We start from the raw sequence: 21,465 nt of genomic DNA on the forward strand, positions 1-21,465 counted from the left end.
ACCTAGAACCCGGGGAGCTGGCCGAGGCCGCCCCCTCCGCCCAGCCCCTGGGCGAGCGGACCGAGTTTCTCCTGCTGCAGGTCGGCGGCGGCCCGCACGGCGTCTCTGATCGCCGCGATGACCAGGTCGGCGATCGTCTCCGCCGTCTCCTGGGGATCGGCGGCGTCCACGGCCTCCGGACTGATCTTCAGCTCCAGCAGCTCGCCGCCGCCGTTGACCGTGGCCACGACCAGACCGCCGCCCGCCGAGCCCTCGATCTCCGCGTCGTTCAGCTCCTGCTGGGCGCTCACCAACTGCTGCTGCATGAGCTGTGCCTGCTCCAGCAACTGCTGGAGGTTGACATCCCCTGGGTTCACCGTGGTGCGCTCCTCGTCCGTGACATCAGTCGTCACCGAGCCTACGGGTTCGGGGCCGAGTCGCGCACCGGCGCGAGCGTGTGTTCCCCAAGACGCATCCGTTTCCCCGGCAGACCGGGTCCCGAACCCCCCTCCAGACATCCGGGACCCCGCCCCGCACCGCCGCGCGACGGCCGCAGCGGAATGTGACCACACTCTCACGCGACGCGGGCGCGCACCGGCGGTATCCGCTGATTCACTCTCCGGCTCCACCGCCCGGGGCCGGTACGGCGAGGCGGGGCCCGGTCAGCTGTGGTCGATCTCCTCGATGACCCGGCCGCCGAGCTCGCGCTGGATGAGCGCCATGCCGGTGAGCGCGTCGACGTCGGCGTCCGCGTCGTTCAGCGGATCGACCTCGTCGGACTCGGAGACCGGCGCACGCCCCGGGATCGCGTCCGGCCAGGCGGCGTTGCCGCCGCCCGGCCTGTTCCCGCCCGGCCGGGGGCCGCTCTGGGCCGCGGCCCTGGCCGCCGAGCGTGCGGCGGCGAGACCGGGACCGGGGGCGGGCGGCGAGCCGGGGTCGTCCGGCATGGGCTCGTCCGGCCAGGACTCGTCCGTGGCGGGCCGGGCGGTAGCCGTACCGCCTCCCTGAGGCGCCTGAGCCGTACCGGCCTGCGGAGTCTGCGGGGCCTGCGGGCCGCCCGCGGACACGCGGGCGTCCTGCCCGCCCGGGGCCGGGCGGGCCTCCTGCTCCGGTGCGCCGGCGGGTGCGGGGACGGACGCCTGCGGGGCGGGGCGGGACATGTCCGGCTCCTGCCGGGGGGCCGGGGGCTGCGGGGGAGCCGCCGGGGCGGACGGGCGCCCGCCGCCGAAGGCCGGGGCACCGCCCGAGCCCCCCACGACGGCCTCGACCTTCCACGTGCCGCCCAGCGCCTCCTGGAGAGCCTCCGCGATGACCGCGTCCTTGCCGCCGTTGACGAAACTGCGCATCGCACCCGGATGGAGGAAGCCGAGCGTCACGATCCTGCCCTCGACCCCGACGAGCCGGGCGTTCTCCGAGACCTGGGACCAGGCGACCTTGCTGCGCCGCTTGACGCCCTCCAGGACCTGCGGCCACGCCTGCTGCACGGCTCCCGCCTCGGCACCGGAGGCCGGCGCGGCGGAGGCCTGCTCCGGCCTCGTCCGGGTCTGGGTCTGGGTCTGGGTCCGGGATTCGACCGGGCCGGCGCCCGGCCTGACCGCGGCGGGCCAGTCGTCGTCGGCCCCCGCGGCCGGTGCCGGGGAGGCGGGAGCGGCGGAGCCGGGAGCCGCGCCGGTGTGCGCCGCCGTACCGCCCGAGTCCTGCCCTCCCGGCACGGCGCCCACCGGGGCGGGGGACGCGGGGTGCCCGGAGCCGGGCGGCGCGGAGGGCGCGGAGGGCGGCGCGTACGCCGGAGCCTGCTGGGCGTGGACCTCGGTGGCGGTCTGGGTGTGGACGGCGGGGACCGGGGCCGGCTGGACGTGAGCGGACGGGGCGTAGGCGGCGGGGGCGGACGGAGCCGCGGCCGGCCCGCTCCGCTCCAGCCGCTCCAGCCGGGCCAGCAGCGCCGCCTCTCCCTGCGCGGCGCCGGGCAGCAGCACCCGGGCGCACATCAGCTCCAGCAGCAGCCGGGGTGAGGCCGCCCCGCGCATCTCGATCAGCCCGGTGTTGAAGACCTCCGCGGCCCGGGTCAGGTCGGCGGGCCCCATCGAGGCGGCCTGCGCCTGGAGCCGCTCCAGTTCGTCGGCGGGCCGGTCGAGCAGGCCGCTGCTCGCCGCCTCCGGCACGTTGGCCAGGATCACCAGGTCGCGGAAGCGCTCCAGCAGGTCCATGGCGAAGCGGCGGGGGTCGTGGCCGCCCTCGGCCACCCGGTTCACGGCCTGGAACACCGCGGCGCCGTCCCGCGCCGCGAACGCGCCCACCACGTCGTCGAGCAGGTCGCCGTCGGTGTAGCCGAGCAGGGAGACCGCGCGCGCGTAGGTGATGCCGCTCTCGTCGGACCCGGCGTAGAGCTGGTCGAGGATCGAGAGCGAGTCGCGGGCGGAGCCCGCGCCCGCGCGGACCACCAGCGGGAGCGCGGCGGGCTCGAACGGGACGTCCTCGGAGGTGAGGATCTCCTCCATGAGCGTGCGCAGCGCGGTCGGCGGGATCAGCCGGAACGGGTAGTGGTGGGTCCGGGACTTGATCGTCCCGATGACCTTCTCCGGCTCGGTGGTCGCGAAGACGAACTTCAGGTGCGGCGGGGGCTCCTCGACGAGCTTGAGCAGCGCGTTGAACCCCTCGCGGGTCACCATGTGCGCCTCGTCGATGATGTAGATCTTGTAGCGCGCCGAGACGGGCGCGAAGAAGGCCCGCTCGCGAAGGTCGCGGGCGTCGTCGACACCGCCGTGCGAGGCCGCGTCGATCTCGATGACGTCGAGGTGGCCGGGGCCGGTCGGGGCCAGCGCCACGCAGGACTCGCACTCGCCGCAGGGGTCGGGGGTCGGGCCCTTCTCGCAGTTCAGCGAGCGGGCCAGGATCCGGGCACTGGAGGTCTTGCCGCACCCGCGGGGGCCGCTGAACAGGTAAGCATGGTTGATCCGGCCGCTCCGCAGCGCCTGCCGCAGCGGCTCCGTGACATGCTCCTGGCCCTTGACCTCGGCGAAGGTCCCGGGCCGGTATTTGCGGTAGAGCGCCAGACTCATCCAGGGAGCTCCCGCCTGCGAGGGGTCCTGCAACGAAGGAACCCCTCGCACACCCGCCAGAGCCCGCTTATCCTTGCTGCCTTCCGGCCCTGGGGAGGTTCACAGGATGACGCCGCGCGAGGGGTCCGGGAACAGTCTATCCCCCCGGCGCGGTGCTCGGGTCCGCGATTTGGTGTGCAACGCAGTGCCAGAAGTCCGCTAAGCTTGCCGACGGAGGATTCGCCTAGTTGGCCTAGGGCGCACGATTGGAAATCGTGTTGGGGGCAACCCCTCAGGAGTTCAAATCTCCTATCCTCCGCCAGCCCAGAGGGGCCAGCCCGCGCATGCGGGCTGGCCCCTCTGGCGTTCCCGTCTCAGTTCTAGTCTCAGTTGACCTAGCTGTCGCGAGATCTAGACACACCCTGTAGTCCCTTGTACACAGGTAGGGGTGGAGTCCCCCTTACAGATTGCCGACCAGATCGCATCTGTCGTAGGAGCCTTCTTCGGCATCATGTCGTTCATCGTCTCAGTGATCGCTCTCTACCGCTCCAAGGCGGGACCGAGCCCCAACAACGCACGTGGCACACAATCCGCTCGACAGTCGCCAGGGAGGGCTTCTCAACCGTCGCGCAAGCCGAAGCGGAGGCGGCAGCGAGCAGATACCATGGATCTTCTTCTGGGAGTACAGGGCTTGGCATCTTGTGTAGCGGGCTGGGGACTCTTACTAAGCGAGTCGTGGCACTTCACGGATAGTCTCTTCCTGACATGGGATCTAAGCGACGTCCCTGTAGTGGGCCCGTTCCAGGGCTGGTGGCGAAGCCTTCCTGCAGCAGCCGCAGGGAGTATTTGGATCATCGTGGGAGCATTTACGGCCATCGGATTAGCTCGTACTCCCCGTGCCGAGGGAATCCTCGCAACATCGCTCATCGTGAACGTCCTAGCGCTTGCTGTGGTATGGGGGGTGCGCCTTCTGTTCTAAGAAACGAACCGGTCTTCATGCCACAGGAGGTCTCCGACTTGAGTGGCGACGCTGTGCCGGATGGTGTCGGTCACATGCTGGTACCTACGGGTCATGCCGGTGCTTGACCATCCCATGATGGCCATCACGGTTCGCTCGGGGACCCCAAGAGCAAGAGGACCGTCGCAGCGGTGTGCCGTGCGTCGTGCAGCCGGGCGTCTCGGAGTCCGGCGGCCTTCAGTAGGTCCTTCCACTGGTGGTAGTCGGTATTCGGATTGAGAGGGCCGCCGGTCGCGGTGGTGAAGACCCACCCGCCTTCCTGCCAGAGGTCCCGGGCGTTCGCCCTGTCGACGTCCTGCTCCTCTCGGTGCGCGCGGAGTAGGGTGACGAGCTGGCCAGGCAGGCCAATGGTTCGGCGTCCGGCTAGGGACTTCGTCTCTGCTGTGTCCGCTCGGACCTGCTTGCGCTGGGGACAGTACCCCGCCTTGCGTCCGCAGCTCTCCCCGCACCCGTGTTCGTACTTGGGGCGCTGGCGGCCTCGCCGTACGCGCAGAGTGCCTTTGTCGAGGTCTATGTCTATCCACTTCAGGCCCAGGGCTTCGCTCTAGCGAAGGCCCAGGGCCAAGGCCAAGGCGCCGGCCGTCCCGGCCAGCGTGATGGCGGTAACGGCGGCGAGGAGCACGATGCGGCAGGCGCCGCCCCGGAACCGGCGTGCCCCGGCTCCGGAGAACGTCTTATCCGATCTCACCCGCCCGAATATGGCGATCTTTCGTGCTCACGGCAAGTTCTCGGTCCGCGTGCGGGCCGTACTCAGGAGTCGGAGGGGAGTTCCAGGACGCGGGCGTGCAGGACCGAGCGCTGGTGCAGGGCCGAGCGCAGGGCGCGGTGCAGGCCGTCCTCCAGGTACAGCTCGCCGCGCCACTGGACCACGTGCGGGAAGAGGTCGCCGTAGAACGTGGAGTCCTTGGCGAGCAGGGAGTGCAGGTCGAGCACCGCCTTCGTGGTGATCAGGGTGTCGAGCCGGACCTGCCGCGGCGGGATCTGCGCCCACTCGCGGTTGGAGAGGCCGTGTTCGGGGTATGGCCGTCCATCGCCGACCTGCTTGAAGATCACCCATGTATTTTAGGAGAGATTCTGGACCTTTGCCTGCTTATGCTTTTTCACCGCAGGTCGCAGGCCCGGCTCAGATCCCTCCGGAGAAGGTGTCGCAGCGGCCCGGATCGCCGGTCTGGTAACCGGTGGAGAACCACTTGACGCGCTGCGCCGAGGTCCCGTGGGTGAACCCTTCCGGATCGACCCGGCCCTGGGCGCGTTCCTGGATGTTGTCGTCGCCCACGGCGGCGGCCGCGCTCAGCGCCTGCTCGATGTCGGCCTGGGTGAACGGCTTCTCGAACAGACCGGTCTCGTAGGCGTTCTTGGCCCAGGCCCCCGCGTAGCAGTCGGCCTGCAGCTCCACCCGGACCGCGCCGCTCTCCGGCCCCTGCCGGTCGTTCTGCGAGCGGCCGAGGACGCCGGTCAGGTTCTGCACGTGGTGGCCGTACTCGTGGCCGATCACGTACGCCTGGGCGAACGGCCCGCCCTCGGCGCCGAACCGGCTCTGCAACTGGTCGAAGAAGCTCAGGTCGAGATAGACCCGCTGGTCGTTCGGACAGTAGAACGGGCCCACCGAGGAGTCGGCGGCGCCGCAGCCGGTGTTCGTCGCGCCGGAGAACAGCACGGTCTTCGCCGGCTGGTAGCCCTCCATCGCCGTGGGCCAGTACTCCTGGATGCTGTTGACCACGCCGACGACCCGGCACTCCTCGTTCTGGTCGGCGTCCTGACCGGTCCTGCACTGCTCCCCGAGGTTCGAGCTCGGGCCCACCGGCGCGGGGTCCCCGCCGGTGATGTTGCCGGGGTTGATCCCGAATATCAGCGCCACGATGAGCGCGATGATCCCGGCCGCACCCCCGCCGACCGCGAGCCCGCCACCGGGGATCCTGCCTCGGCCACCGCTCTCGACCTGCGAGGTGTCCAGCTGGACATCGTCCTTGAAATCCATCGCCGACGTCCCTTCCGAGTCCGCTTCGGCCCTCCCCTGCCCCCAGAAGCGCCGGACATGCCCGCCCGCTCCACCCTCCGCCCGCCGGAGCGGCGCATACCGATCACTTTACGTTCATTCCCCTGACTTTGTGTGATTATTGCAGCTCACAGCCGGGTACTTCGTTGATGTCCTCGATGCGATCGCTCGTCCCGCGGGATACGGCGCCGGCCGGCGGGAGCCGTACCCTCTCCCCCTTTTCCTCCCCGCCCCCGGGCGTGGTCGTCCCCTGAGGAGAGAAACATGACCGACGACACCAAACGAGCCGTCCGGACCGCCCTGCAGACCGCCGTGGGCGTCTCCGCCGCCCTTCCGCTGATCGTGGACGCCACGGGCGTGTCCGAGGCCCTGCCCGGAGTCGCCGCCGCCCTCGCGGTCTCCGGGGCCTTCGCCCGGATCATGGCGATCCCCGCGGTCCAGTCCCTCCTGCCCCGCTGGCTCCGCACGGACGCCGCCCCCCAGGAGTGAACAAGCCCCGCGCCGCCGGGCCGCTTCCCCGGCCCCACCCGGGCTGCCCACCTGGTACGGCTCGGCGGCGCGGCCCCGCCCGCAACCTGACGACCAGAGGTCGTTCGGTGAGGAGTGCACGTTCCCTGGCGCGATTCGACGTGCACTTCTCACCGAACGACCTCGAACCGGCGCCACGAACTCCCCGCCGGGCGCGAATGACCGTCAGGAGAGCGATGAAGGAGCTCCGGGAACGGAAATGGTCCGCGTCGTCCACGGCAAGGGGACCTTCGTCACGCGTCCGGTCGATGGAACGGCAGAGCAACCCGAGGATGAGTAGATCCCAACCCAGGTGAACCGATCGATCCGCAGCAGAAGGTCGTCGCCCAGGCCACGGTCCCCATTCGCCGCATGGACCCCGATCTGCCGGCCCAGCGCACGGGATCACCGGCTGACGTGTGATCCCGTCCCCATCAGAGGCGTCACCGCCACCCGGGCCGCATCTCAAGATTAGCGGGAGGGCCGTGCCCCCATGATCTTGATATGCGAAGGGCCTCTGACTCACTTGCGCAGGTCAGAGGCCCTTTTAGCGGCGGTGGTGGTGGGATTTGAACCCACGGATGAGTTGCCCCATCACACGCTTTCGAGGCGTGCGCCCTCGGCCACTAGGCGACACCACCGCCGAGCAGCTTACCGGATAACCGCTATTGCTCGCGCGTACGGCGGGCGGCGAAGAACCCCGTGAGAACCGCGGCGCACTCGTCCGCCAGCACGCCCATGACGACCTCGGGGCGGTGGTTGAGCCGGCGGTCCCTGAGCACGTCCCAGAGCGACCCCGCCGCACCGCCCTTGGCGTCCACCGCCCCGTACACGACCCGCTCGACCCGGGCCAGCACCGCCGCCCCCGCGCACATCGTGCACGGCTCCAGCGTGACCACCAGGGTGCAGCCGCCCAGCCGCCACTCGCCGCGTCCGCGCGCCGCCTCGCGCAGGGCGAGCACCTCGGCGTGGGCGGTCGGATCGCGCAGGGACTCCCGGTCGTTGCCCGCCTGCGCCAGCACCGCGCCGTCCGGTCCGAGGACGACCGCGCCGACCGGCACCTCCCCGCGCTCGCCGGCCCGTACGGCCTGCGCCAGCGCGAGCCGCATCGCGGGGGCGTAGCCGCTCAACGCGCCCGTCAGCGCAGCCGGTCGAGCTCGTCGGCGAAGGCCAGCCTCTCGGCGATCACCGAGAGCGTGTCCGCCGGGAGCGCGCCCTCCTCCATGCTGAGCTCGATGAGCTCCTCGGGGCTCACCCCCAGGTCGCTCAGGAGCTCGAAGTCGCCCGCCGGCCGTACGCCCACCTCGGGCGTGTCCGTGTCGGGCGCGACCCCGGCCAGTTCCCCGAAGAGCTCGCCGAGGTCGTCGGTGAGCCCGGCCTGGGCGTCCGACAGGAAGGCCCGGGGCTCCTCGTCCCCCTGGTAGCGGACGAGCGCGAACCACTCGTCCTCCACCTCGACGCAGAGCAGGGCCAGCTCGTCGCCGTCGAGACCGAGGTGCTCCTGCACCGCGTCGCCGAAGTCGTCGACGATCTCGGCCCGGCCGAGGTCGACCTCGGCGCCCCGCCAGCCGCTTGCGGTGCGGACGAACGCTGCCGAGAAGACGCTGCTGCCGGAAGGTCTGGAGGCCATGGCCGATCTCCTGGGGTCAGCCGAACACTGAGTCGATGGCGCGTTCGAACGGCTCGGAGAAGCCCAGCCGCGCCGCGATGCTGGACAGCACGTCCTCGGGGAGCAGGTCGATGTCCCCGGACAGGACGCCGAGCTCCATCTCGTCGAGCCCCAGGTCGGCGAAGATCGACAGGTCTCCCGCGGGGAGCGCCGTCTCCTCGTCCTGCAGGATCGCGTCGAGCTCGTCCTCGTCGGGCACCGGGACGTCGAGGTACTCCAGCACCTGCCGCGCGAGCGGGAAGTCCCAGGACGCGGCGACGTCGGAGAGGAAGACCTCCACCTGCTCACCGAACACCCGTAGCGCCACGAAGAACTCATCCCCCACGGCGACCAGGCCAATCGCGCCGCTCATGCTCGGCTGCTGGCGCAGGGCGTGGATCAGCCCGTGGAGATCGGAGGTGAGCGCCACGGGAAGCATCTCCGCCTCCCACCGGTCGTCCTCGCGATAGACCACGATGGCGAAGTCGAGCGCATCTTCGTCTGTCATCGTCATCCCCACCGAGCGGCCTGTACGGATGTCAATGGTTCCAGACGCAAGGCATGGCCGTATGCCTCTCCGCCTAAATTGTGATCAAATCCCACCCGTGGCACGTGTCACCCGTGCTCCGTTATCCCCGGGGGGAGCGTCCGGGATACCGTTGACGGTCATGGAGACCCTGGTCGTTGACCACCCGCTCGTGGCGCACAAGCTGACCGTCCTGCGGGACGCGAACACGGACTCGCCCACCTTCCGGCGCCTCGCCGACGAACTCGTGACCCTGCTCGCCTACGAGGCGACCCGGCACGTCCGGGTCAGCGAGGTGACGGTGCGGACCCCCGTCGCCCCGGCCGGAGGGGTACGGCTCGCGCACCCCTATCCCCTGGTCGTCCCGATCCTGCGCGCGGGACTCGGCATGCTCGACGGGATGACCCGGCTGCTGCCGACCGCCGAGGTCGGCTTCCTGGGGATGATCCGCAACGAGTCGACCCTGCAGGCGGAGACCTACGCCACCCGGCTCCCCGACGACCTGTCCGGGCGCCAGGTGTACGTGGTCGACCCGATGCTGGCCACCGGCGGCACCCTGGCCGCGGCGGTCGAGTTCCTCTTCGAGCGCGGGGCCGAGGACGTGACCGCGCTGTGCCTGCTGGCCGCGCCCGAGGGCATCGCCCACATGGACCGGGTGTTCGCCGGCAGCGGCAGGCCGATCCGCCTGGTGACGGCCGCCCTCGACGAGCGGCTGAACGAGCACGGCTACATCGTCCCCGGGCTGGGGGACGCCGGCGACCGCCTCTACGGCGTCGTCTGAGGATCCGCGGCGGCTCCCCGGGCCCGGCCCGTGGGCGCCGCCCGTTCCCCGTGTTTCTCCCGCAGGTCGCGAGGCCGTTTCCGTCATCCGATCGTTACAATCTGCGTTTGCGTGGGTACGGAGGGTGCCTGAGGACATCTCTTCCGCGCCCCGTCGACACGACCATGGGCGCACACCAGGGAGAACAGTGAGCGAGCGAAGCATCCCGGAGCCGGACCCCTACGCGGACGTCAGCGCCGCGCTGCGGGAGGAGTTCTCCGCGGTCCACCCGGCCTCCACCGTGACCCGCTGCATCGACGCGGCCCACTACGGCGCGCTGGAGATCACCGGCTACGCCCACCCCGGGCTGGTCGAGCGGATCGCCCGCAAGCACCTCCAGGTCCTCGCGCTGGTCGCGAGCGGGCGCGAGTGACCTGATCCCGCCGGTCCGGCACCGTTTCCGCGACGAGCGGAAGACCGGATCGGCCGAGGCGCTTTACCCCACGAACGGTGTGGGTAATGTATACGTCGGGTGCAGTGGGTGAGTGGCGGCAGGAGGCCCAAGTGCAGGTCAAGAAGGTTTTGAAGTACGGAACCATCGCCTTCGTCGCATTCTTCCTGTTCAAAAGACCGGATGACGCGGCGGGAGCGGTCAGAGGCGCCCTCGACTCGGTGTACGACGCGGCCGACTCGCTGGCTCGATTCGTCTCCCACCTGTCATGAGCAGACTCGTGACCCACGGGGACTCCGCCCCCTCGTCGGTCAACCGCTACCTCCTCCCCCACGAGCACCAGGTCATCATGGTCCGGCGCCACCCGGCCATCCTGATCCGTCCCATCGCGGAGGTCTTCGGCGGGCTCGTCATCGCCGGCATCGTCAGCACCTGGCTCGGCAACCAGGGCGCCGGCGAGGGGATCTTCGTCGTCTGGTGGGCGTGGCTGCTGATCCTGATCCGCTTCGTGTGGAAGCTGGCCGAGTGGTCGGTCGACTACTTCGTGGTGACGTCCAAGCGCATGCTGCTCACGACCGGCCTGATCACGCGCAAGGTCGCCATGATGCCGCTCACCAAGGTGACCGACATGAGCTTCCAGCGCTCTCTGGCGGGCCGAATGCTGGGATACGGGGAGTTCATCCTCGAATCAGCCGGTCAGGACCAGGCATTGTCGACCGTCACATACATCCCGTATCCGGAGACCCTCTACCTGGAGGTCTGCCAGATGCTATTTCCCAACGCGAACGACTCGGATGATTAATCCCCTCATGCCCGCTATGGCGTAACAGAAGAGGAGCACCCGGCCCGAAGATTCTCGCCGCGGGGTTACCCTATTCGACTTCTTCATGCAATCATGGCGGAGACATTGACCATCCCCCGCCCTGAGAGATCAGATGCCGAGTCAGGGAACCATCGGTGACCGCGTCCGCGGCCTGCGGCTGAGCAGGCGTATGTCGCAGGCCCAGCTCGCCGGGCCGGACCTTTCCGACAGTTACGTCTCCCTTATCGAGTCGGGCAAGCGCACCCCCACGCCCGTGGTCGCGCGGTTGCTCGCGGAGCGTTTAGGGTGCACCACCGAGTTCCTGCTGCACGGCATCGAGCCTCGCCAGCGCATCGACACCGAGCTCGGCCTGCGCCACGCGGAGCTGGAGCTGCACCACGGCGACCCCGCCGCGGCGGCCGAGCGTTTCGGTGAGATCGTCAAGGCCGCGGGCGAGGAGAACGCCGTGCTGGCCGCCCACGCGCGGCTCGGCCGGGCGCGCGCCCTGGAGGCCCAGGGCAGGATCGACGCGGCGGTCGAGGCTCTTGAGCGGCTCCGCCGCGAGGCGGCCGCCCATCCCGAGCGCCTGGCGGGCCTGCCCCTGACGATCGCCCTGAGCCGGTGCTACCGGCACGGCGGAGACGTCCTGCGCGCCCGCGACCTGGCCGCCGACGCGCTGACCCAGGTCAACCGGCTCGCCCTCACCCAGGGCGAGATCGCCGTGGACCTCGCCGCCTCCCTGCTGGAGACCGAGGCCCCGCACGGGCCGGGCTCACCCGGCCTGGCCTTCGTCCGGCGGGTCGTCCAGGCCAACGGCGTGCCGGCCGTGACCGTCCGGGACGAGGAGATCCAGGGCCTCTGGCGGGCGAGTGTCGCCGCCGCGGAAGGGGAGGACTCCGCGCTGGCCGTCCGCCTCGCCGACGACGCGATCGCGACCGGGCGCCCGGCCCGGATGGCGGTCAAGCTGGCGCGCATCGCGATGGAGTGGTCGCGTCTCGCCGCCGCCCTCGACGGAGGGTCGCTCGACGAGGCCCGTGAGCTCGCGACCGCCGCGGGCGAGGTCTTTGGAGCGTTCTCCCGGCACGCCCCCGACCGCGCCGAGAGCCTGGTCGTGCTCGCCTCCGTGGAGCTGAGGAGCGGCGACCTGGACGGCGCGTCCCGCCTGTCCGCCTCGGTCCTCGACCTGGCGGGGAGCAGCTCCGGAGTCACCGGCGCCGGCGCCCTGCTGGTCCTCGCCGAGATCGCGCTCGCGCGCGGCGACGGCGGAGCCCTCTCCCACCTCGACGCCGCCAGGAACCTCCTGTCCGGCCTCCGGTCCGCTCCCCTCGGAGCCGACCGCGAGTCCGCGCGGACCTGGCGCCGGCTCGGCGACCTGTACGGCCGGGCCGGTGCGGGAGAAGAGCAGACGAGCGCGTATCGTAAGGCTCTGGAAGCAGTCGGGGTCCACGGCCTGCTCACCGGGATGACCGTGGATTCGGCGCTGGTCCGGTAAGACCTTCCTTGCTGCTGGAGCTCCAGATTTGGTTTTATGCCTCTGGAATAATTAGGGTCTATCAGTCATTGACTCATAGGATGATTGGTTCCCCCAGAGGAGGCGGACTGTGAGTCTGCGTACGGCGCAGCGAGCGTCCCTCGTCGACCAGGTGATCGATCAGCTCAAAGAGCAGATCACATCGAGCTCCTGGCAGATGAACGCCAAGATCCCCACCGAGACGGTGCTCGCCGAGCAGCTGGGGGTCGGACGCAACACCGTCCGCGAGGCCGTGCGGGCGCTCACCCACGCGGGCCTGCTGGAGTGCCGCCAGGGCGACGGCACCTACGTCCGGGCCACGAGCGAGCTCTCCGGGGCCATGCAGCGGCGGCTGCGCGCCGCCGAGCAGCTCGAGATCCTGGAGGTGCGGCGGGCGCTGGAGGTGGAGGCCGCACGGCTGGCCGCCACCCGGCGCACCGGCGACGACATCGCCGCGATCGAGGCCGCGCTGACCGCGCGGGAGAAAGCCTGGGAGGCCGGTGAGCCCAACGGGTTCGTCGAGGCCGACCTCGCCTTCCACGTCGCGGTCGTGCAGGCCACGCACAACCGCGTCCTGATCGACCTCTACGAGGACTTCTCCACGGCCCTGCGCGCCAGCATCACCGCCGCGGGCACCTCGATCAACAGCAGCTACATCCCGCACGACGCGATCGCCCGCGCCATCGCCGCCGGTGACGCGAGCGCAGCCGAGCGGGCGGGCCACGCGTGCATGGAGCACATCCTGATCGCGCTGACCGACGCCCAGGAGCTGCCCTCCTGACAGGCGTGCGGCGCCGCCGCCCGGCGTGCGCCGCCCTCCTCGGCCGGGAGGCCTCCCGGCCCCGTGAACGCCGGTGGGCCCCCTCCCACCGGACCCGGGCCCTCAGGTCTGGCGCAGGGACATGACGAGATAGCGGAAGGCGGGGTCGGCGTCGCCGGGGACCTCGGCGATGAGCGCGGGCCGGGTCGAGGACTCCATGTTGAGCCGGGCGAGCTCGGTCTCGACCCCGGACAGGCCGTCCAGCAGGAACTGCGCCTGGAAGGCGATCCTGAGGTCGTCGCCGGACAGCTCCGCGTCCACCGTCTCCGTGGCCCGGCCGATGTCGCCGCCGCCCGCCTGGACCACCACCCGGCCCGGGCCGAACGACAGGTTGATCGCGGTGTTGCTCCCGGCGACCAGCGCCACCCGCTTGATCGCCTCGACGAACGGGGCCACCCGCAGGTCGGCCCGGATGGACCAGTCGCCGGCCAGGCGCGTGTGGTAGTCGATGAACTGCTCGTCCAGCAGGCGGACCGTGATGCTCCTGCCGACGCTCTCGAACCCGGCGATGCCCTCGCCCATGGACACCGCCACCTCACCTCCCCGCAGCGATCTGGCCACCTCGACGAGCACCCGGGCGGGCACCATAGCCGCGGCCGTCACGTCGGGCCGCTCGGGGCGCCAGTCGAAGTCCCTGGCGGCGATGCGGTAGCGGTCGGTCGAGGCCATGGTCACGCGCTCGCCGGAGACGTCGACCCTGATGGCGGTCAGCATGGGGAGGGTCTCGTCGCGGCTGGCCGCCGGGGCGACCTGCGCGACCGCGCCCGCGAAGACCCCGCCGCCGATCGCGCCGATCCTGGGCGGCATCGCGGGCAGCGTCGGGAAGTCCTCCACCGGCATGGTCAGCAGGCCGAACTCCGCGCTTCCGCAGGTCAGCACCGCCTCCGACCCCGTGGTGACGATCTCCACCGGCTCGTCGGGCAGGCTCCGCGTGATCTCCGCGAGGATTCGGCCGGGGATCAGCACCCGGCCCGCCTCCTCCACCTCGGCCTCCACCGCCGCGCGGGCGGAGACGTCGTAGTCGAAGGCCGAGAGCACGATCTCCTCTCCGGCCGCCTCCAGGAGCAGGCCCGAGAGCACCGGGAGCGCCGGGCGGCCCGGCAGCATGCGGGCGGCCCAGACCACAGCATCGGCCAGGACATCGCGGTCGACCCGGAACTTCACCTGGGAACCCCTTCTTCGCGCGGATGCCGTACTTCCCAGAACGGTAGCCGGTCCCACCGACAGAACATCCATATCCGGCATTCGGGTGAGCCCGGCGACCGGCGGTCCTCAGGTCCGCGGGCCCCGTGCCGATGGTGAAGCCATGAGCAACGGAGTGAACGCGATACAGCGTGTGCTGGCACGGATGACCATCGACAAGGCGCTGCGCCTCGGCTTCGCCATGGTGATCGGCATGCTGCTGCTGCCCGCGGCCACCTCCGCGTGGCACCTGTGGCAGGCCTCCTCCGCGGTGAGCGACCTCGCCGAGGCCGGTATGCCGGGTGCGCAGCTCACCGGCAAGGTCGACGGGCTGATGAACAAGTACCGCAAGGAGCAGTGGGAGTACCTCGCCCTGCCCGCGGGCGACGAGGAGCGGGCGGCGACCGTCGAGGCGATGGCCGAGGAGGACGCCGAGATGAAGGGCCTGTTCGCCGAGTTCCGCGCGCTGCCGCTGGACGAGGCGCATCTCGCCGCGGTGGCCGCCTACGAGCGCTCCTGGACCGACTACGTCCGGGTGACCGGCCCGCTGGCCGGGCTGGCCGACGGCGGGGACTTCGCGGCCGCCCGCGCGACCTTCGACGGCGGCGCCGGCGACGAGCGGTGGGACGACCTCAAGGAGGGCCTGAAGACCCTCAGGGAGCTGGACGTCAGGGCCGCCGCGGAGAGCCGTGACGAGGCCGGCCTCGACGTCGTCATCGGGTTCACCACGCTGGCCGTGCTGCTGGCGGCCGCGGTCGGCCTCTCCCTGCTCGTCCGCCGGGTGCTGGCCCGGCGCATCTCCACCGGGCTGCGCGACCTGTCCGCGGCGGCCGACCGCATCGCCCGCGGCGACCTCGACCAGCGGATCGAGGTCGCGGCCGACGACGAGATCGCCGAGGTCGCGGCGGCCTTCGACCGCATGGTGGAGTACCTGAACGCGATGGCCGGGGTGTCCCAGCAGATGGCCGACGGCGACCTGGCGGTCGACGCGGCGCCGAAGTCGGCCGAGGACCGCCTGGGGCAGGCGTTCGACTCCATGGTGCGCAACCTGAACGACTCGATCGGGCAGGTCCGCCACTCGGCGGGCGCGCTCGACACGGCCTCTCGGGAGCTGTCCGGCGTCTCCGAGGACGTACGCGCCGCCGTGGGCGAGGTGGTCGGCAACGCCGAGCGCCAGGTCGACCTCGTCGGCCAGGCCCGGCGCGCCGCCGAGCAGACCTCCGGCCTGGTCGAGGAGGGCATCGGCACCGTTCAGCAGCTCACGCGGGTCATGCGGGACCTCGACGAGAAGTCCGGCCGGATCAGCGACATCGTCGACACCATCTCCCGCATCGCGGGGCAGACCAACCTGCTGGCGCTGAACGCCTCCATCGAGGCCGCCCGCGCCGGCGTGCACGGCTCCGGCTTCGCCGTGGTCGCGGGAGAGGTCCGCGCGCTCGCCGAGGAGAGCAGCAAGGCGGCCCAGTCCATCGCGAACGTGGTGGCCGAGATCCAGCACAGCAGCGGCGAGGCCGTGCTGGTCGTCGACGAGCACGCCCGCGGCGCCTTCGAGCGGATCGCCGGCGGCACCACGACGCTGCGCGAGACGCTCGACGAGGTCGGCTCCTTCGCCGGGGCCAACATGGCCTCCACCGAGCGCATGGCCGACGCCACCGGCGCCGTCACCGCCTCGGTCCGGCAGCTCGCGGAGACCGCCGACCGGCTGCGCGAGGTCACCGGCCGGTTCAGGACCGGGCGGCGTTGAGGTAGGTCAGCACGGCCAGGACACGGCGGTTGTCGTCGTCGGAGGGGGCCAGGCCCAGCTTGGTGAAGATGCCGGCGGTGTGCTTGCCGACCGCGCTCTCGCTGAGGAAGAGCCGCTGCGAGATGGCGGTGTTGGAGCGGCCCTCCGCCATCAGCTCCAGCACCTCGCGCTCGCGCGGGGTCAGCTCGCCGAGCGGCTCGTGCCTGGCGGTGCTGGCCAGCAGCTTGGCGATCACCTCGGGGTCCATCGCGGTCCCCCCGGCGGCGACCCTGCGCACGGCGTCGACGAACTGCTCGGCGTTGAACACCCGGTCCTTGAGGAGGTAGCCGATCGCGCCGGAGCCGTCGGCGAGCAGCTCGCGGGCGTAGAGCTGCTCGACGTGCTGGGAGAGGACCAGGACGGGCAGGCCGGGGATGGCCCGGCGGGCGGCCAGCGCGGCCTGCAGTCCCTCGTCGGTGAAGGTGGGCGGGAGCCGTACGTCCACCACGGCCACGTCGGGCCGCTCGGTGGTCAGCGCCTTCAGCAGCTCGGGGCCGGACTCGACGGCGGCGACGACCTCGAAGCCGTGCGCCTGGAGCAGGTGGACCAGGCCCTCCCGGAGCAGGTAGAGGTCCTCGGCGATGACGGCGCGGGCGCTCATCGGCCCGGCCGGACAGTGCGGGGGATCACCGGTGCAACCATAGACGGCGCGGGGTGGCCTCGGCCATCCACCGTTCGCGGGAGTGCTGGATCGGGATCAGCACGGCCGCGCCGTACATGACGATGCCGAGGGCGATGTTGAAAATGATCAACGGCCACTGCACCGGCTCGGGCAGGTAGAGGATGTAGAACCAGCTCTTGTTCTCATGCTCGATGATCTTCATGATCGCCGTGACGATTCCCTGCGGGAAGAGCGGGAGCCAGCCGAGGCCGTAGCCGAACCCGACGATCGCCCATTTCCACTTGGGCATCTGCGCCGTCTTGTCGGAGTCGTCCTCCCAGGCCAGTGCATGCGGCAGGTCGACGGTGACGATCGTCGGGCCGCCCGGCGGACTGCTGATGGCCAGCACCCCGTCGAAGGCGGCCAGCCGCCGCTCGATTCCGCGCAGACCGCTGCCCCGCGCCGGGTCGGCCCCGCCCGAACCGTCGTCGGTGACGGTGACCCGCAAGGTCTTCCCCTGGTTGCTGATGTCGATCCAGACGCGGTCCGCGCCCCCGTGCCGGACCGCGTTGGTCAGCAGCTCGCTGATCGAGAAGTAGGCGGCCGACTCGACGGGCGGCTCGGGGCGGGTCTTCAGGTCCACGGTGACCTTGACCTCCAACGGGCTGTCCAGGGCGAGGGCCCGTACGGCGTCACCCAGGCCGCGCTCGGACAGCACCGGCGGGTGGATGCCCCGGACCAGGCCGCGCAGCTCGGTGAGCGCCGTGGAGGAGGCCTCGCGCGCCTTGCCCAGCAGCGCCTTGGCTGCCGTGGGATCGGTCTCCACCAGCGCCTCGACGGCACCGAGCGTCATGCCGATGGCCACCAGCCGGGCCTGGGCCCCGTCGTGCAGGTCGCGCTCGATCCGGCGCAGCTCGGCCGCCTGTGAGTCGGCCGTCTCCAGGTGCGCCTGGTTGAGGCTGTGGATCCGGCTCGCCAGCAGGGACTTGGCCGTGGGGCCGAGCAGCATCTCGTTCCACCAGCCGTAGAAGCGCAGCAGCCAGGGGGTCGCGGCGGTCGCGGCGACGGCCATCAGACCCAGGAGCAGCGCCACCGGCTGCCCCTGCCGCGCCGTGGACACGGCGTACCCGATGGCGATCACGGGGAGCAGCAGGGCGGCGCCCAGCAGCGGGTTGAGCGTGACCCAGAGCAGGTCCCGCCAGGTGGCCGGGTCGCCGAACATCCACTTCCAGCGGTTGTTCCACTCGGGCACGCGGGGTGTCTTGTAGAGCTGGCGGTCGTGGCGGTACCACCCGTCGGGCTGGCGCCGGACCGGCGGCGGGGGCGGCAGGTAGGACGGTCCGATCTCCCGCCCGAGCCACCTGTCGCTCAGCCTCCTGGCGAGCGCCGTGCGCCGCCGGAGCATCCTGGCCCCCGGCGGGAACAGGAAGATGAGTCCCAGCGCGAACGAGAGCACGATCATCAGCACGACCACGACCGTCAGAACCACGTCCGTCAGGGCCAGCAACCCCAGGGGCAGGGCTCGGGCCGTGGCCACCGCGTATCGCCTCATGCCATGAAGTCTCGATGATCGGCCCGGGTACTGCCAGTGGGGTCGCGCACCGTACGGGGGTGGAGTTATCCCCACCCCCGCTCGGTACCCAGGCCGACCCGCGCTCGGTAGTCAGACCGATTACGCCGGAGACGCGCCGTTTCTACCGTCGTTGTCATGAAGGTGATCGAGGTTGACAACCTCCGCAAGCGGTACCGCGACCAGCTCGCGGTGGACGACGTGTCGTTCACCGTCGAGGAGGGCGAGATCTTCGGCGTTCTCGGCCCCAACGGCGCAGGCAAGACGACCACCGTCGAGTGCGTCGCCGGCCTGCGCACCCCCGACTCCGGAAGCGTGAAGGTACTCGGCGGCCTGAGCGGCGACGCCCTCAAGCAGCAGCTCGGCGTGCAGCTGCAGAGCTCCGCGCTCCCCGAGCGGATCAAGGTCTGGGAGGCCCTGGACCTGTACGCCTCCTTCTACAGGGCATCGGTGGACCCGGCGGCGCTGATGGAGCGCGTCGGGCTCGCCGGCAAGCGCGACACCCGGTACGGCAAGCTCTCCGGCGGCCAGCAGCAGCGGCTGTCCATCGCCCTGGCGCTGGTCGGCGACCCCCGCGTGGCCATCCTCGACGAGCTGACCACCGGCCTGGACCCGCAGGCCCGCCGGGACACCTGGGAGCTCATCGAGCAGGTCCGCGCCGGCGGCGTGACGATCGTGCTGGTCACCCACTTCATGGAGGAGGCCGAGCGGCTCTGCGACCGGATCGCGCTGATCGACTCCGGGAAGGTGGTCGCCATCGACAGCCCGGCCGGGCTGATCTCCCGGATCGAGCACCAGCAGACCGTCAGGTTCCGCCCTTCCGGTCCGCTCGACGACGCCGTGCTGAAGGCGCTGCCCGAGGTGACCGGGGTGCACCGCGACGGCGACCGGGTCGAGGTCACCGGCGACGGCAACCTGCTGCTCGCGGTCACCGGCGCCCTGGCCTCGGCCGGGGTCGTCCCCGCCGACCTCCGCGTCGAGCAGGCCACCCTCGACGACGCGTTCCTCGCCCTGACCGGCAAGAAGATCACCAACGGAGACGCCCGATGAACAAGATGATCCTGGTCGAGGCCAAGCTGTTCCTCCGCGAGCCCGGCGCACTGATCTTCGCGATCCTGCTCCCCCTCGGGCTCCTGCTCGGTCTGGGCATGATCCCCGACTTCCAGGAGGCCAGCCCGGAGATGGGCGGCCAGCGGGTGATCGACAACCACCTGCCCGCCATGATGACGATCCTCGCGGTGGTGACGATGGCGCTGACCGTGCTGCCCGGCACGCTGGCGGCCTACCGCGAGAGCGGCGTGCTGCGCCGGATGTCCACCACCCCGGTCAGCCCGTTCCGGCTGCTGGTCGCCCAGCTCGTCAACAACCTCGCGGTCGCGGTGGTCGCCACGGCCCTGCTGGTCGGGCTGAGCCACCTCGTCCACGGCACCCCCTTCCCCGGGAGCCCGCTGTCCTTCGCCGGGGTGTTCCTGCTCGGCACCGCCTCGCTGTTCGGGCTGGGTCTGCTGATCGCCGCGCTGGCCCCCACCGCCAAGTCCGCGCCGGGCATCGGCTCGATCCTGATGTTCCCGCTGCTGTTCATGGCGGGCATGTGGATCCCCCGGGAGCTGATGCCCGACCTGGTCCGGCGGATCGGCGACTTCCTGCCGATGGCGCCGTTCGCCCAGGCGCTCCGGGACACCTGGGCCGGTCACGCCCCGCAGACGCTGCACCTGGTGGTGATGGCCGCGACCCTGCTGGCCTTCGGCGCGCTGGCCGCCCGGCTGTTCCGCTGGCAGTGACCCGGGCCCCCGGCACGGCCCCGCCCGCACGTCGCGGCCCGCCCGCTCCTCCTCGGAACGGGCGGGCCGCGGCGTTTCCGCGTCCTGCCGCCCGCGGCCGGCCGCGGGCGGCGCGGATCAGCAGTTGCAGTCGCAGCCGCAGCCCTCGCCGCAGCACGAGCAGGCGTCGCAGCATCCCGAGCAGGCGTCGCAGCACTGGCCGCAGGCGTCGCAGCCGCCGCAGTCCAGGCGCTCGCCGCAGGACTTGTAGCGGTCCTCGTCCCACGGCGGCCGGTAGAGCCCGCAGCTGCAGAGCATGAAGCCGAGGGCGAAGCAGAGCCGGGGCCCGCAGCCGGGCTCCGGCTTCAGCCTCGGGTCGCGGGGCGCGGCCGTGCCGGGGTCGTCCACGGGCGGGGCCTCCGGGGAGCCGTTCCCTCGCGGACCCGCGGCGGCCTCCTGCGCGGTGCCGCCGGGGGCCGGGCGGGCGCAGGCCGCCGGAGAGGACTGGGAGAAGACCCGGTCCACCGAGCGGCGGACCTCCTTCACCAGCAGGGCCTTCACCAGACCCCGCTCCTGCAGGTCCAGGTCGGCCACGGCCAGCCGGAGGCCGAGCAGCGCGTCGTCGCAGAGGCGGCGGGCCTCGGCGAGACCGGTCCCGGTGGCGAGCAGCGGGTTGTAGGCGCCGGCCGCCCGGTCCGCCTCCAGGTCCTCCACCGCGTCCACCAGGTGGGCGAGCCTGCCGAAGCAGCGCCCGGCCTCGGTCAGGGGTTCGGCGTTGTGCGGCTTGCCCGCGAGGACGGCGGTGTGCGCGAACGCCGCCGCGACCGCGTCCTCGGTCGGCCCGGTCAGCTCCAGCAGGGTGCGGCCGGGCTCGGTCTCCAGCCGGGTCTGCCGCTCCACCGCGTCGGCCAGCACTCCGGGGTCGAAGCCGACGGCGGCGGCCGTACGGGCTCCGGAGGACTCCCAGCGGGCGGCCATCCGGCCCGCGACGGCGGCGACCGGCCGCCGGGCGTAGGCTCCGTCGCGGTCGGCGATGTGGTCGCGGATCTTGCCGGAGGCCAGGATCAGCGAGGTCGCCGCGGCCAGCCGTACGCCCTCGGCCCGGGCGCCGACCACCTCGGCGCCGGAGAAGCCGCGCAGCGCGCACGGGGCGGCCCTGCGGCGCGGGGAGGCGGCCGGGGACTGCGCCTCGGTCAGCACCGAGACCAGCAGCCCGTCGTAGTTGGTCACCAGCCGGGCCGCGTGGCCGTGCTCGTCGCGCAGCGCCAGGCAGAGCCCGCACAGATGGGCCATCCAGGCCGCGAACAGCCCTCCGCACATGCCGTGGCGGCACGGCCGAACGATCCCGAACATCTTCACCCCGCAGTCGCACCGGTCACGTGCGACAAAGCTTCCATACGCGGCTTAAGAATGACTTGCAGACCCTATGTCACCTGGTTGTATGACCGGACCCGCCCTCCGGACGGCCGCCCCGCTCCCCGGGGGCCCGGGTACGGCGGAGCAGACCGCGCAGG

Annotated in this window: 22 protein-coding genes, 2 tRNA genes and 1 other RNA gene; 11 read left to right on the top strand and 14 right to left on the bottom strand. The window is 71.5% G+C overall.

The window, feature by feature from the left end; translation table 11 throughout:
- Nucleotides 1-2: 2 nt before the first annotated feature.
- The 3 genes from FHS22_RS29945 to ffs all read right to left on the bottom strand — a co-directional run bounded on the left by FHS22_RS29945 (nt 3) and on the right by ffs (nt 3,168).
- A complete protein-coding gene (locus FHS22_RS29945) occupies nt 3-356 on the bottom strand; it encodes a YbaB/EbfC family nucleoid-associated protein (RefSeq protein WP_184947192.1) in 354 nt (117 codons plus the stop codon).
- Between the two features lie 285 nt (nt 357-641).
- The gene (locus tag FHS22_RS29950; RefSeq protein ID WP_184947193.1) at nt 642-3,038 is read right to left on the bottom strand and encodes a DNA polymerase III subunit gamma and tau; all 2,397 of its coding nucleotides are present in this window, start codon (nt 3,036-3,038) and stop codon (nt 642-644) included.
- 31 nt (nt 3,039-3,069) lie between these two features.
- An RNA gene (ffs, locus tag FHS22_RS29955) (signal recognition particle sRNA small type) lies at nt 3,070-3,168 on the bottom strand.
- An 82-nt stretch (nt 3,169-3,250) separates the two neighbouring features.
- Here ffs and FHS22_RS29960 point away from each other — a divergent pair.
- A tRNA-Ser gene (locus FHS22_RS29960) sits at nt 3,251-3,339 on the top strand.
- A 781-nt stretch (nt 3,340-4,120) separates the two neighbouring features.
- Here the strand turns inward: FHS22_RS29960 and FHS22_RS39705 are convergent.
- The 3 genes from FHS22_RS39705 to ypfJ form a co-directional block, all read right to left on the bottom strand.
- On the bottom strand, nt 4,121-4,570 hold the full coding sequence (locus tag FHS22_RS39705) for a tyrosine-type recombinase/integrase (RefSeq protein WP_221474298.1): 450 nt from the start codon (nt 4,568-4,570) through the stop codon (nt 4,121-4,123).
- A gap of 215 nt (nt 4,571-4,785) precedes the next feature.
- Nucleotides 4,786-5,088: a type II toxin-antitoxin system VapB family antitoxin gene (locus FHS22_RS29970; RefSeq protein ID WP_184947196.1), complete on the bottom strand. Its 303-nt coding sequence runs from the start codon at nt 5,086-5,088 to the stop codon at nt 4,786-4,788.
- Between the two features lie 70 nt (nt 5,089-5,158).
- Nucleotides 5,159-6,013 carry a KPN_02809 family neutral zinc metallopeptidase gene (gene ypfJ, locus FHS22_RS29975; RefSeq protein WP_184947199.1) on the bottom strand — a complete coding sequence of 285 codons (855 nt, stop codon included), beginning with the start codon at nt 6,011-6,013 and terminating at the stop codon, nt 5,159-5,161.
- A 282-nt stretch (nt 6,014-6,295) separates the two neighbouring features.
- On the opposite strand from ypfJ, the gene FHS22_RS29980 reads away from it, so the two are divergent.
- Entirely contained in the window at nt 6,296-6,520 is a 225-nt protein-coding gene (locus tag FHS22_RS29980; protein WP_184947202.1) for a hypothetical protein, read from the top strand.
- Nucleotides 6,521-7,092: 572 nt separating this feature from the next.
- Here FHS22_RS29980 and FHS22_RS29985 read toward each other — a convergent pair.
- The 4 genes from FHS22_RS29985 to FHS22_RS30000 form a co-directional block, all read right to left on the bottom strand.
- Nucleotides 7,093-7,179: transfer RNA gene (locus tag FHS22_RS29985), tRNA-Ser, on the bottom strand.
- Between the two features lie 24 nt (nt 7,180-7,203).
- The gene (gene tadA, locus FHS22_RS29990; RefSeq protein ID WP_184947205.1) at nt 7,204-7,647 is read right to left on the bottom strand and encodes a tRNA adenosine(34) deaminase TadA; all 444 of its coding nucleotides are present in this window, start codon (nt 7,645-7,647) and stop codon (nt 7,204-7,206) included.
- A gap of 29 nt (nt 7,648-7,676) precedes the next feature.
- Nucleotides 7,677-8,168, bottom strand: a complete 492-nt coding sequence (locus tag FHS22_RS29995) for a tRNA adenosine deaminase-associated protein (protein ID WP_184947208.1) — start codon at nt 8,166-8,168, stop codon at nt 7,677-7,679.
- A 16-nt stretch (nt 8,169-8,184) separates the two neighbouring features.
- Nucleotides 8,185-8,694 (bottom strand): tRNA adenosine deaminase-associated protein, encoded by a 510-nt coding sequence (locus tag FHS22_RS30000; protein ID WP_377297256.1) that lies wholly within the window; start codon nt 8,692-8,694, stop codon nt 8,185-8,187.
- Nucleotides 8,695-8,854: 160 nt separating this feature from the next.
- Between FHS22_RS30000 and upp the strand changes: the two genes are divergently transcribed.
- The 6 genes from upp (at nt 8,855) to FHS22_RS30030 (ending at nt 13,016) form a co-directional block, all read left to right on the top strand.
- Nucleotides 8,855-9,493, top strand: coding sequence for a uracil phosphoribosyltransferase (gene upp / locus FHS22_RS30005; protein WP_184947213.1), 639 nt, complete (start codon nt 8,855-8,857; stop codon nt 9,491-9,493).
- Between the two features lie 187 nt (nt 9,494-9,680).
- Nucleotides 9,681-9,905: a hypothetical protein gene (locus FHS22_RS30010; protein WP_184947217.1), complete on the top strand. Its 225-nt coding sequence runs from the start codon at nt 9,681-9,683 to the stop codon at nt 9,903-9,905.
- Between the two features lie 131 nt (nt 9,906-10,036).
- Nucleotides 10,037-10,195, top strand: a complete 159-nt coding sequence (locus tag FHS22_RS30015; protein ID WP_184947220.1) for a hypothetical protein — start codon at nt 10,037-10,039, stop codon at nt 10,193-10,195.
- Nucleotides 10,192-10,725: a PH domain-containing protein gene (locus FHS22_RS30020; RefSeq protein ID WP_184947223.1), complete on the top strand. Its 534-nt coding sequence runs from the start codon at nt 10,192-10,194 to the stop codon at nt 10,723-10,725. The genes FHS22_RS30015 and FHS22_RS30020 overlap by 4 nt, the downstream gene beginning before the upstream one ends.
- A gap of 133 nt (nt 10,726-10,858) precedes the next feature.
- Nucleotides 10,859-12,217: a helix-turn-helix domain-containing protein gene (locus tag FHS22_RS30025; RefSeq protein ID WP_184947226.1), complete on the top strand. Its 1,359-nt coding sequence runs from the start codon at nt 10,859-10,861 to the stop codon at nt 12,215-12,217.
- 109 nt (nt 12,218-12,326) lie between these two features.
- Nucleotides 12,327-13,016: a FadR/GntR family transcriptional regulator gene (locus FHS22_RS30030; protein WP_184947229.1), complete on the top strand. Its 690-nt coding sequence runs from the start codon at nt 12,327-12,329 to the stop codon at nt 13,014-13,016.
- A gap of 102 nt (nt 13,017-13,118) precedes the next feature.
- On the opposite strand, the gene dnaN is transcribed toward FHS22_RS30030, so the two are convergent.
- A complete protein-coding gene (gene dnaN / locus FHS22_RS30035; RefSeq protein WP_184947232.1) occupies nt 13,119-14,219 on the bottom strand; it encodes a DNA polymerase III subunit beta in 1,101 nt (366 codons plus the stop codon).
- A gap of 184 nt (nt 14,220-14,403) precedes the next feature.
- Here dnaN and FHS22_RS30040 point away from each other — a divergent pair, with 184 nt between their 5' ends.
- Complete coding sequence (locus FHS22_RS30040; protein ID WP_184947235.1) at nt 14,404-15,981, top strand: methyl-accepting chemotaxis protein; 1,578 nt, start codon at nt 14,404-14,406, stop codon at nt 15,979-15,981.
- Here FHS22_RS30040 and FHS22_RS30045 read toward each other — a convergent pair.
- Nucleotides 15,962-16,621, bottom strand: coding sequence for a response regulator transcription factor (locus FHS22_RS30045; RefSeq protein ID WP_184947237.1), 660 nt, complete (start codon nt 16,619-16,621; stop codon nt 15,962-15,964). The genes FHS22_RS30040 and FHS22_RS30045 overlap by 20 nt on opposite strands.
- Before the next feature lie 25 nt (nt 16,622-16,646).
- Nucleotides 16,647-18,173 carry a sensor histidine kinase gene (locus FHS22_RS30050; protein ID WP_184947240.1) on the bottom strand — a complete coding sequence of 509 codons (1,527 nt, stop codon included), beginning with the start codon at nt 18,171-18,173 and terminating at the stop codon, nt 16,647-16,649.
- 156 nt (nt 18,174-18,329) lie between these two features.
- Between FHS22_RS30050 and FHS22_RS30055 the strand changes: the two genes are divergently transcribed.
- Complete coding sequence (locus tag FHS22_RS30055) at nt 18,330-19,241, top strand: ABC transporter ATP-binding protein (RefSeq protein ID WP_184947242.1); 912 nt, start codon at nt 18,330-18,332, stop codon at nt 19,239-19,241.
- Nucleotides 19,238-19,972 (top strand): ABC transporter permease, encoded by a 735-nt coding sequence (locus FHS22_RS30060; protein ID WP_184947245.1) that lies wholly within the window; start codon nt 19,238-19,240, stop codon nt 19,970-19,972. Before FHS22_RS30055 ends, FHS22_RS30060 begins: the two co-directional genes overlap by 4 nt.
- Before the next feature lie 117 nt (nt 19,973-20,089).
- On the opposite strand, the gene FHS22_RS30065 is transcribed toward FHS22_RS30060, so the two are convergent.
- The gene (locus tag FHS22_RS30065; protein ID WP_184947247.1) at nt 20,090-21,304 is read right to left on the bottom strand and encodes a DUF5685 family protein; all 1,215 of its coding nucleotides are present in this window, start codon (nt 21,302-21,304) and stop codon (nt 20,090-20,092) included.
- Nucleotides 21,305-21,465: the final 161 nt, after the last annotated feature.

It is taken from the genome of Thiemannella venezuelensis (genome assembly GCF_014203605.1).
Taxonomy (GTDB): Bacteria; Actinomycetota; Actinomycetes; order Streptosporangiales; family Streptosporangiaceae; genus Planomonospora_A; species Planomonospora_A venezuelensis.

Coding starts and splice junctions, on each gene's coding strand:
- FHS22_RS30025 (WP_184947226.1), top strand. CDS start 10,859: ATGCCGAGTCAGGGAACCATCGGTGACCGCGTCCGCGGCCTGCGGCTG.
- FHS22_RS30055 (WP_184947242.1), top strand. CDS start 18,330: ATGAAGGTGATCGAGGTTGACAACCTCCGCAAGCGGTACCGCGACCAG.
- FHS22_RS30065 (WP_184947247.1), bottom strand. CDS start 21,304: ATGTTCGGGATCGTTCGGCCGTGCCGCCACGGCATGTGCGGAGGGCTG.
- FHS22_RS30060 (WP_184947245.1), top strand. CDS start 19,238: ATGAACAAGATGATCCTGGTCGAGGCCAAGCTGTTCCTCCGCGAGCCC.
- FHS22_RS30020 (WP_184947223.1), top strand. CDS start 10,192: ATGAGCAGACTCGTGACCCACGGGGACTCCGCCCCCTCGTCGGTCAAC.
- FHS22_RS29950 (WP_184947193.1), bottom strand. CDS start 3,038: ATGAGTCTGGCGCTCTACCGCAAATACCGGCCCGGGACCTTCGCCGAG.
- FHS22_RS30050 (WP_184947240.1), bottom strand. CDS start 18,173: ATGAGGCGATACGCGGTGGCCACGGCCCGAGCCCTGCCCCTGGGGTTG.
- tadA (WP_184947205.1), bottom strand. CDS start 7,647: ATGCGGCTCGCGCTGGCGCAGGCCGTACGGGCCGGCGAGCGCGGGGAG.
- FHS22_RS29995 (WP_184947208.1), bottom strand. CDS start 8,168: ATGGCCTCCAGACCTTCCGGCAGCAGCGTCTTCTCGGCAGCGTTCGTC.
- FHS22_RS30040 (WP_184947235.1), top strand. CDS start 14,404: ATGACCATCGACAAGGCGCTGCGCCTCGGCTTCGCCATGGTGATCGGC.
- upp (WP_184947213.1), top strand. CDS start 8,855: ATGGAGACCCTGGTCGTTGACCACCCGCTCGTGGCGCACAAGCTGACC.
- FHS22_RS29980 (WP_184947202.1), top strand. CDS start 6,296: ATGACCGACGACACCAAACGAGCCGTCCGGACCGCCCTGCAGACCGCC.
- FHS22_RS30045 (WP_184947237.1), bottom strand. CDS start 16,621: ATGAGCGCCCGCGCCGTCATCGCCGAGGACCTCTACCTGCTCCGGGAG.
- FHS22_RS30000 (WP_377297256.1), bottom strand. CDS start 8,694: ATGACAGACGAAGATGCGCTCGACTTCGCCATCGTGGTCTATCGCGAG.
- ypfJ (WP_184947199.1), bottom strand. CDS start 6,013: ATGGATTTCAAGGACGATGTCCAGCTGGACACCTCGCAGGTCGAGAGC.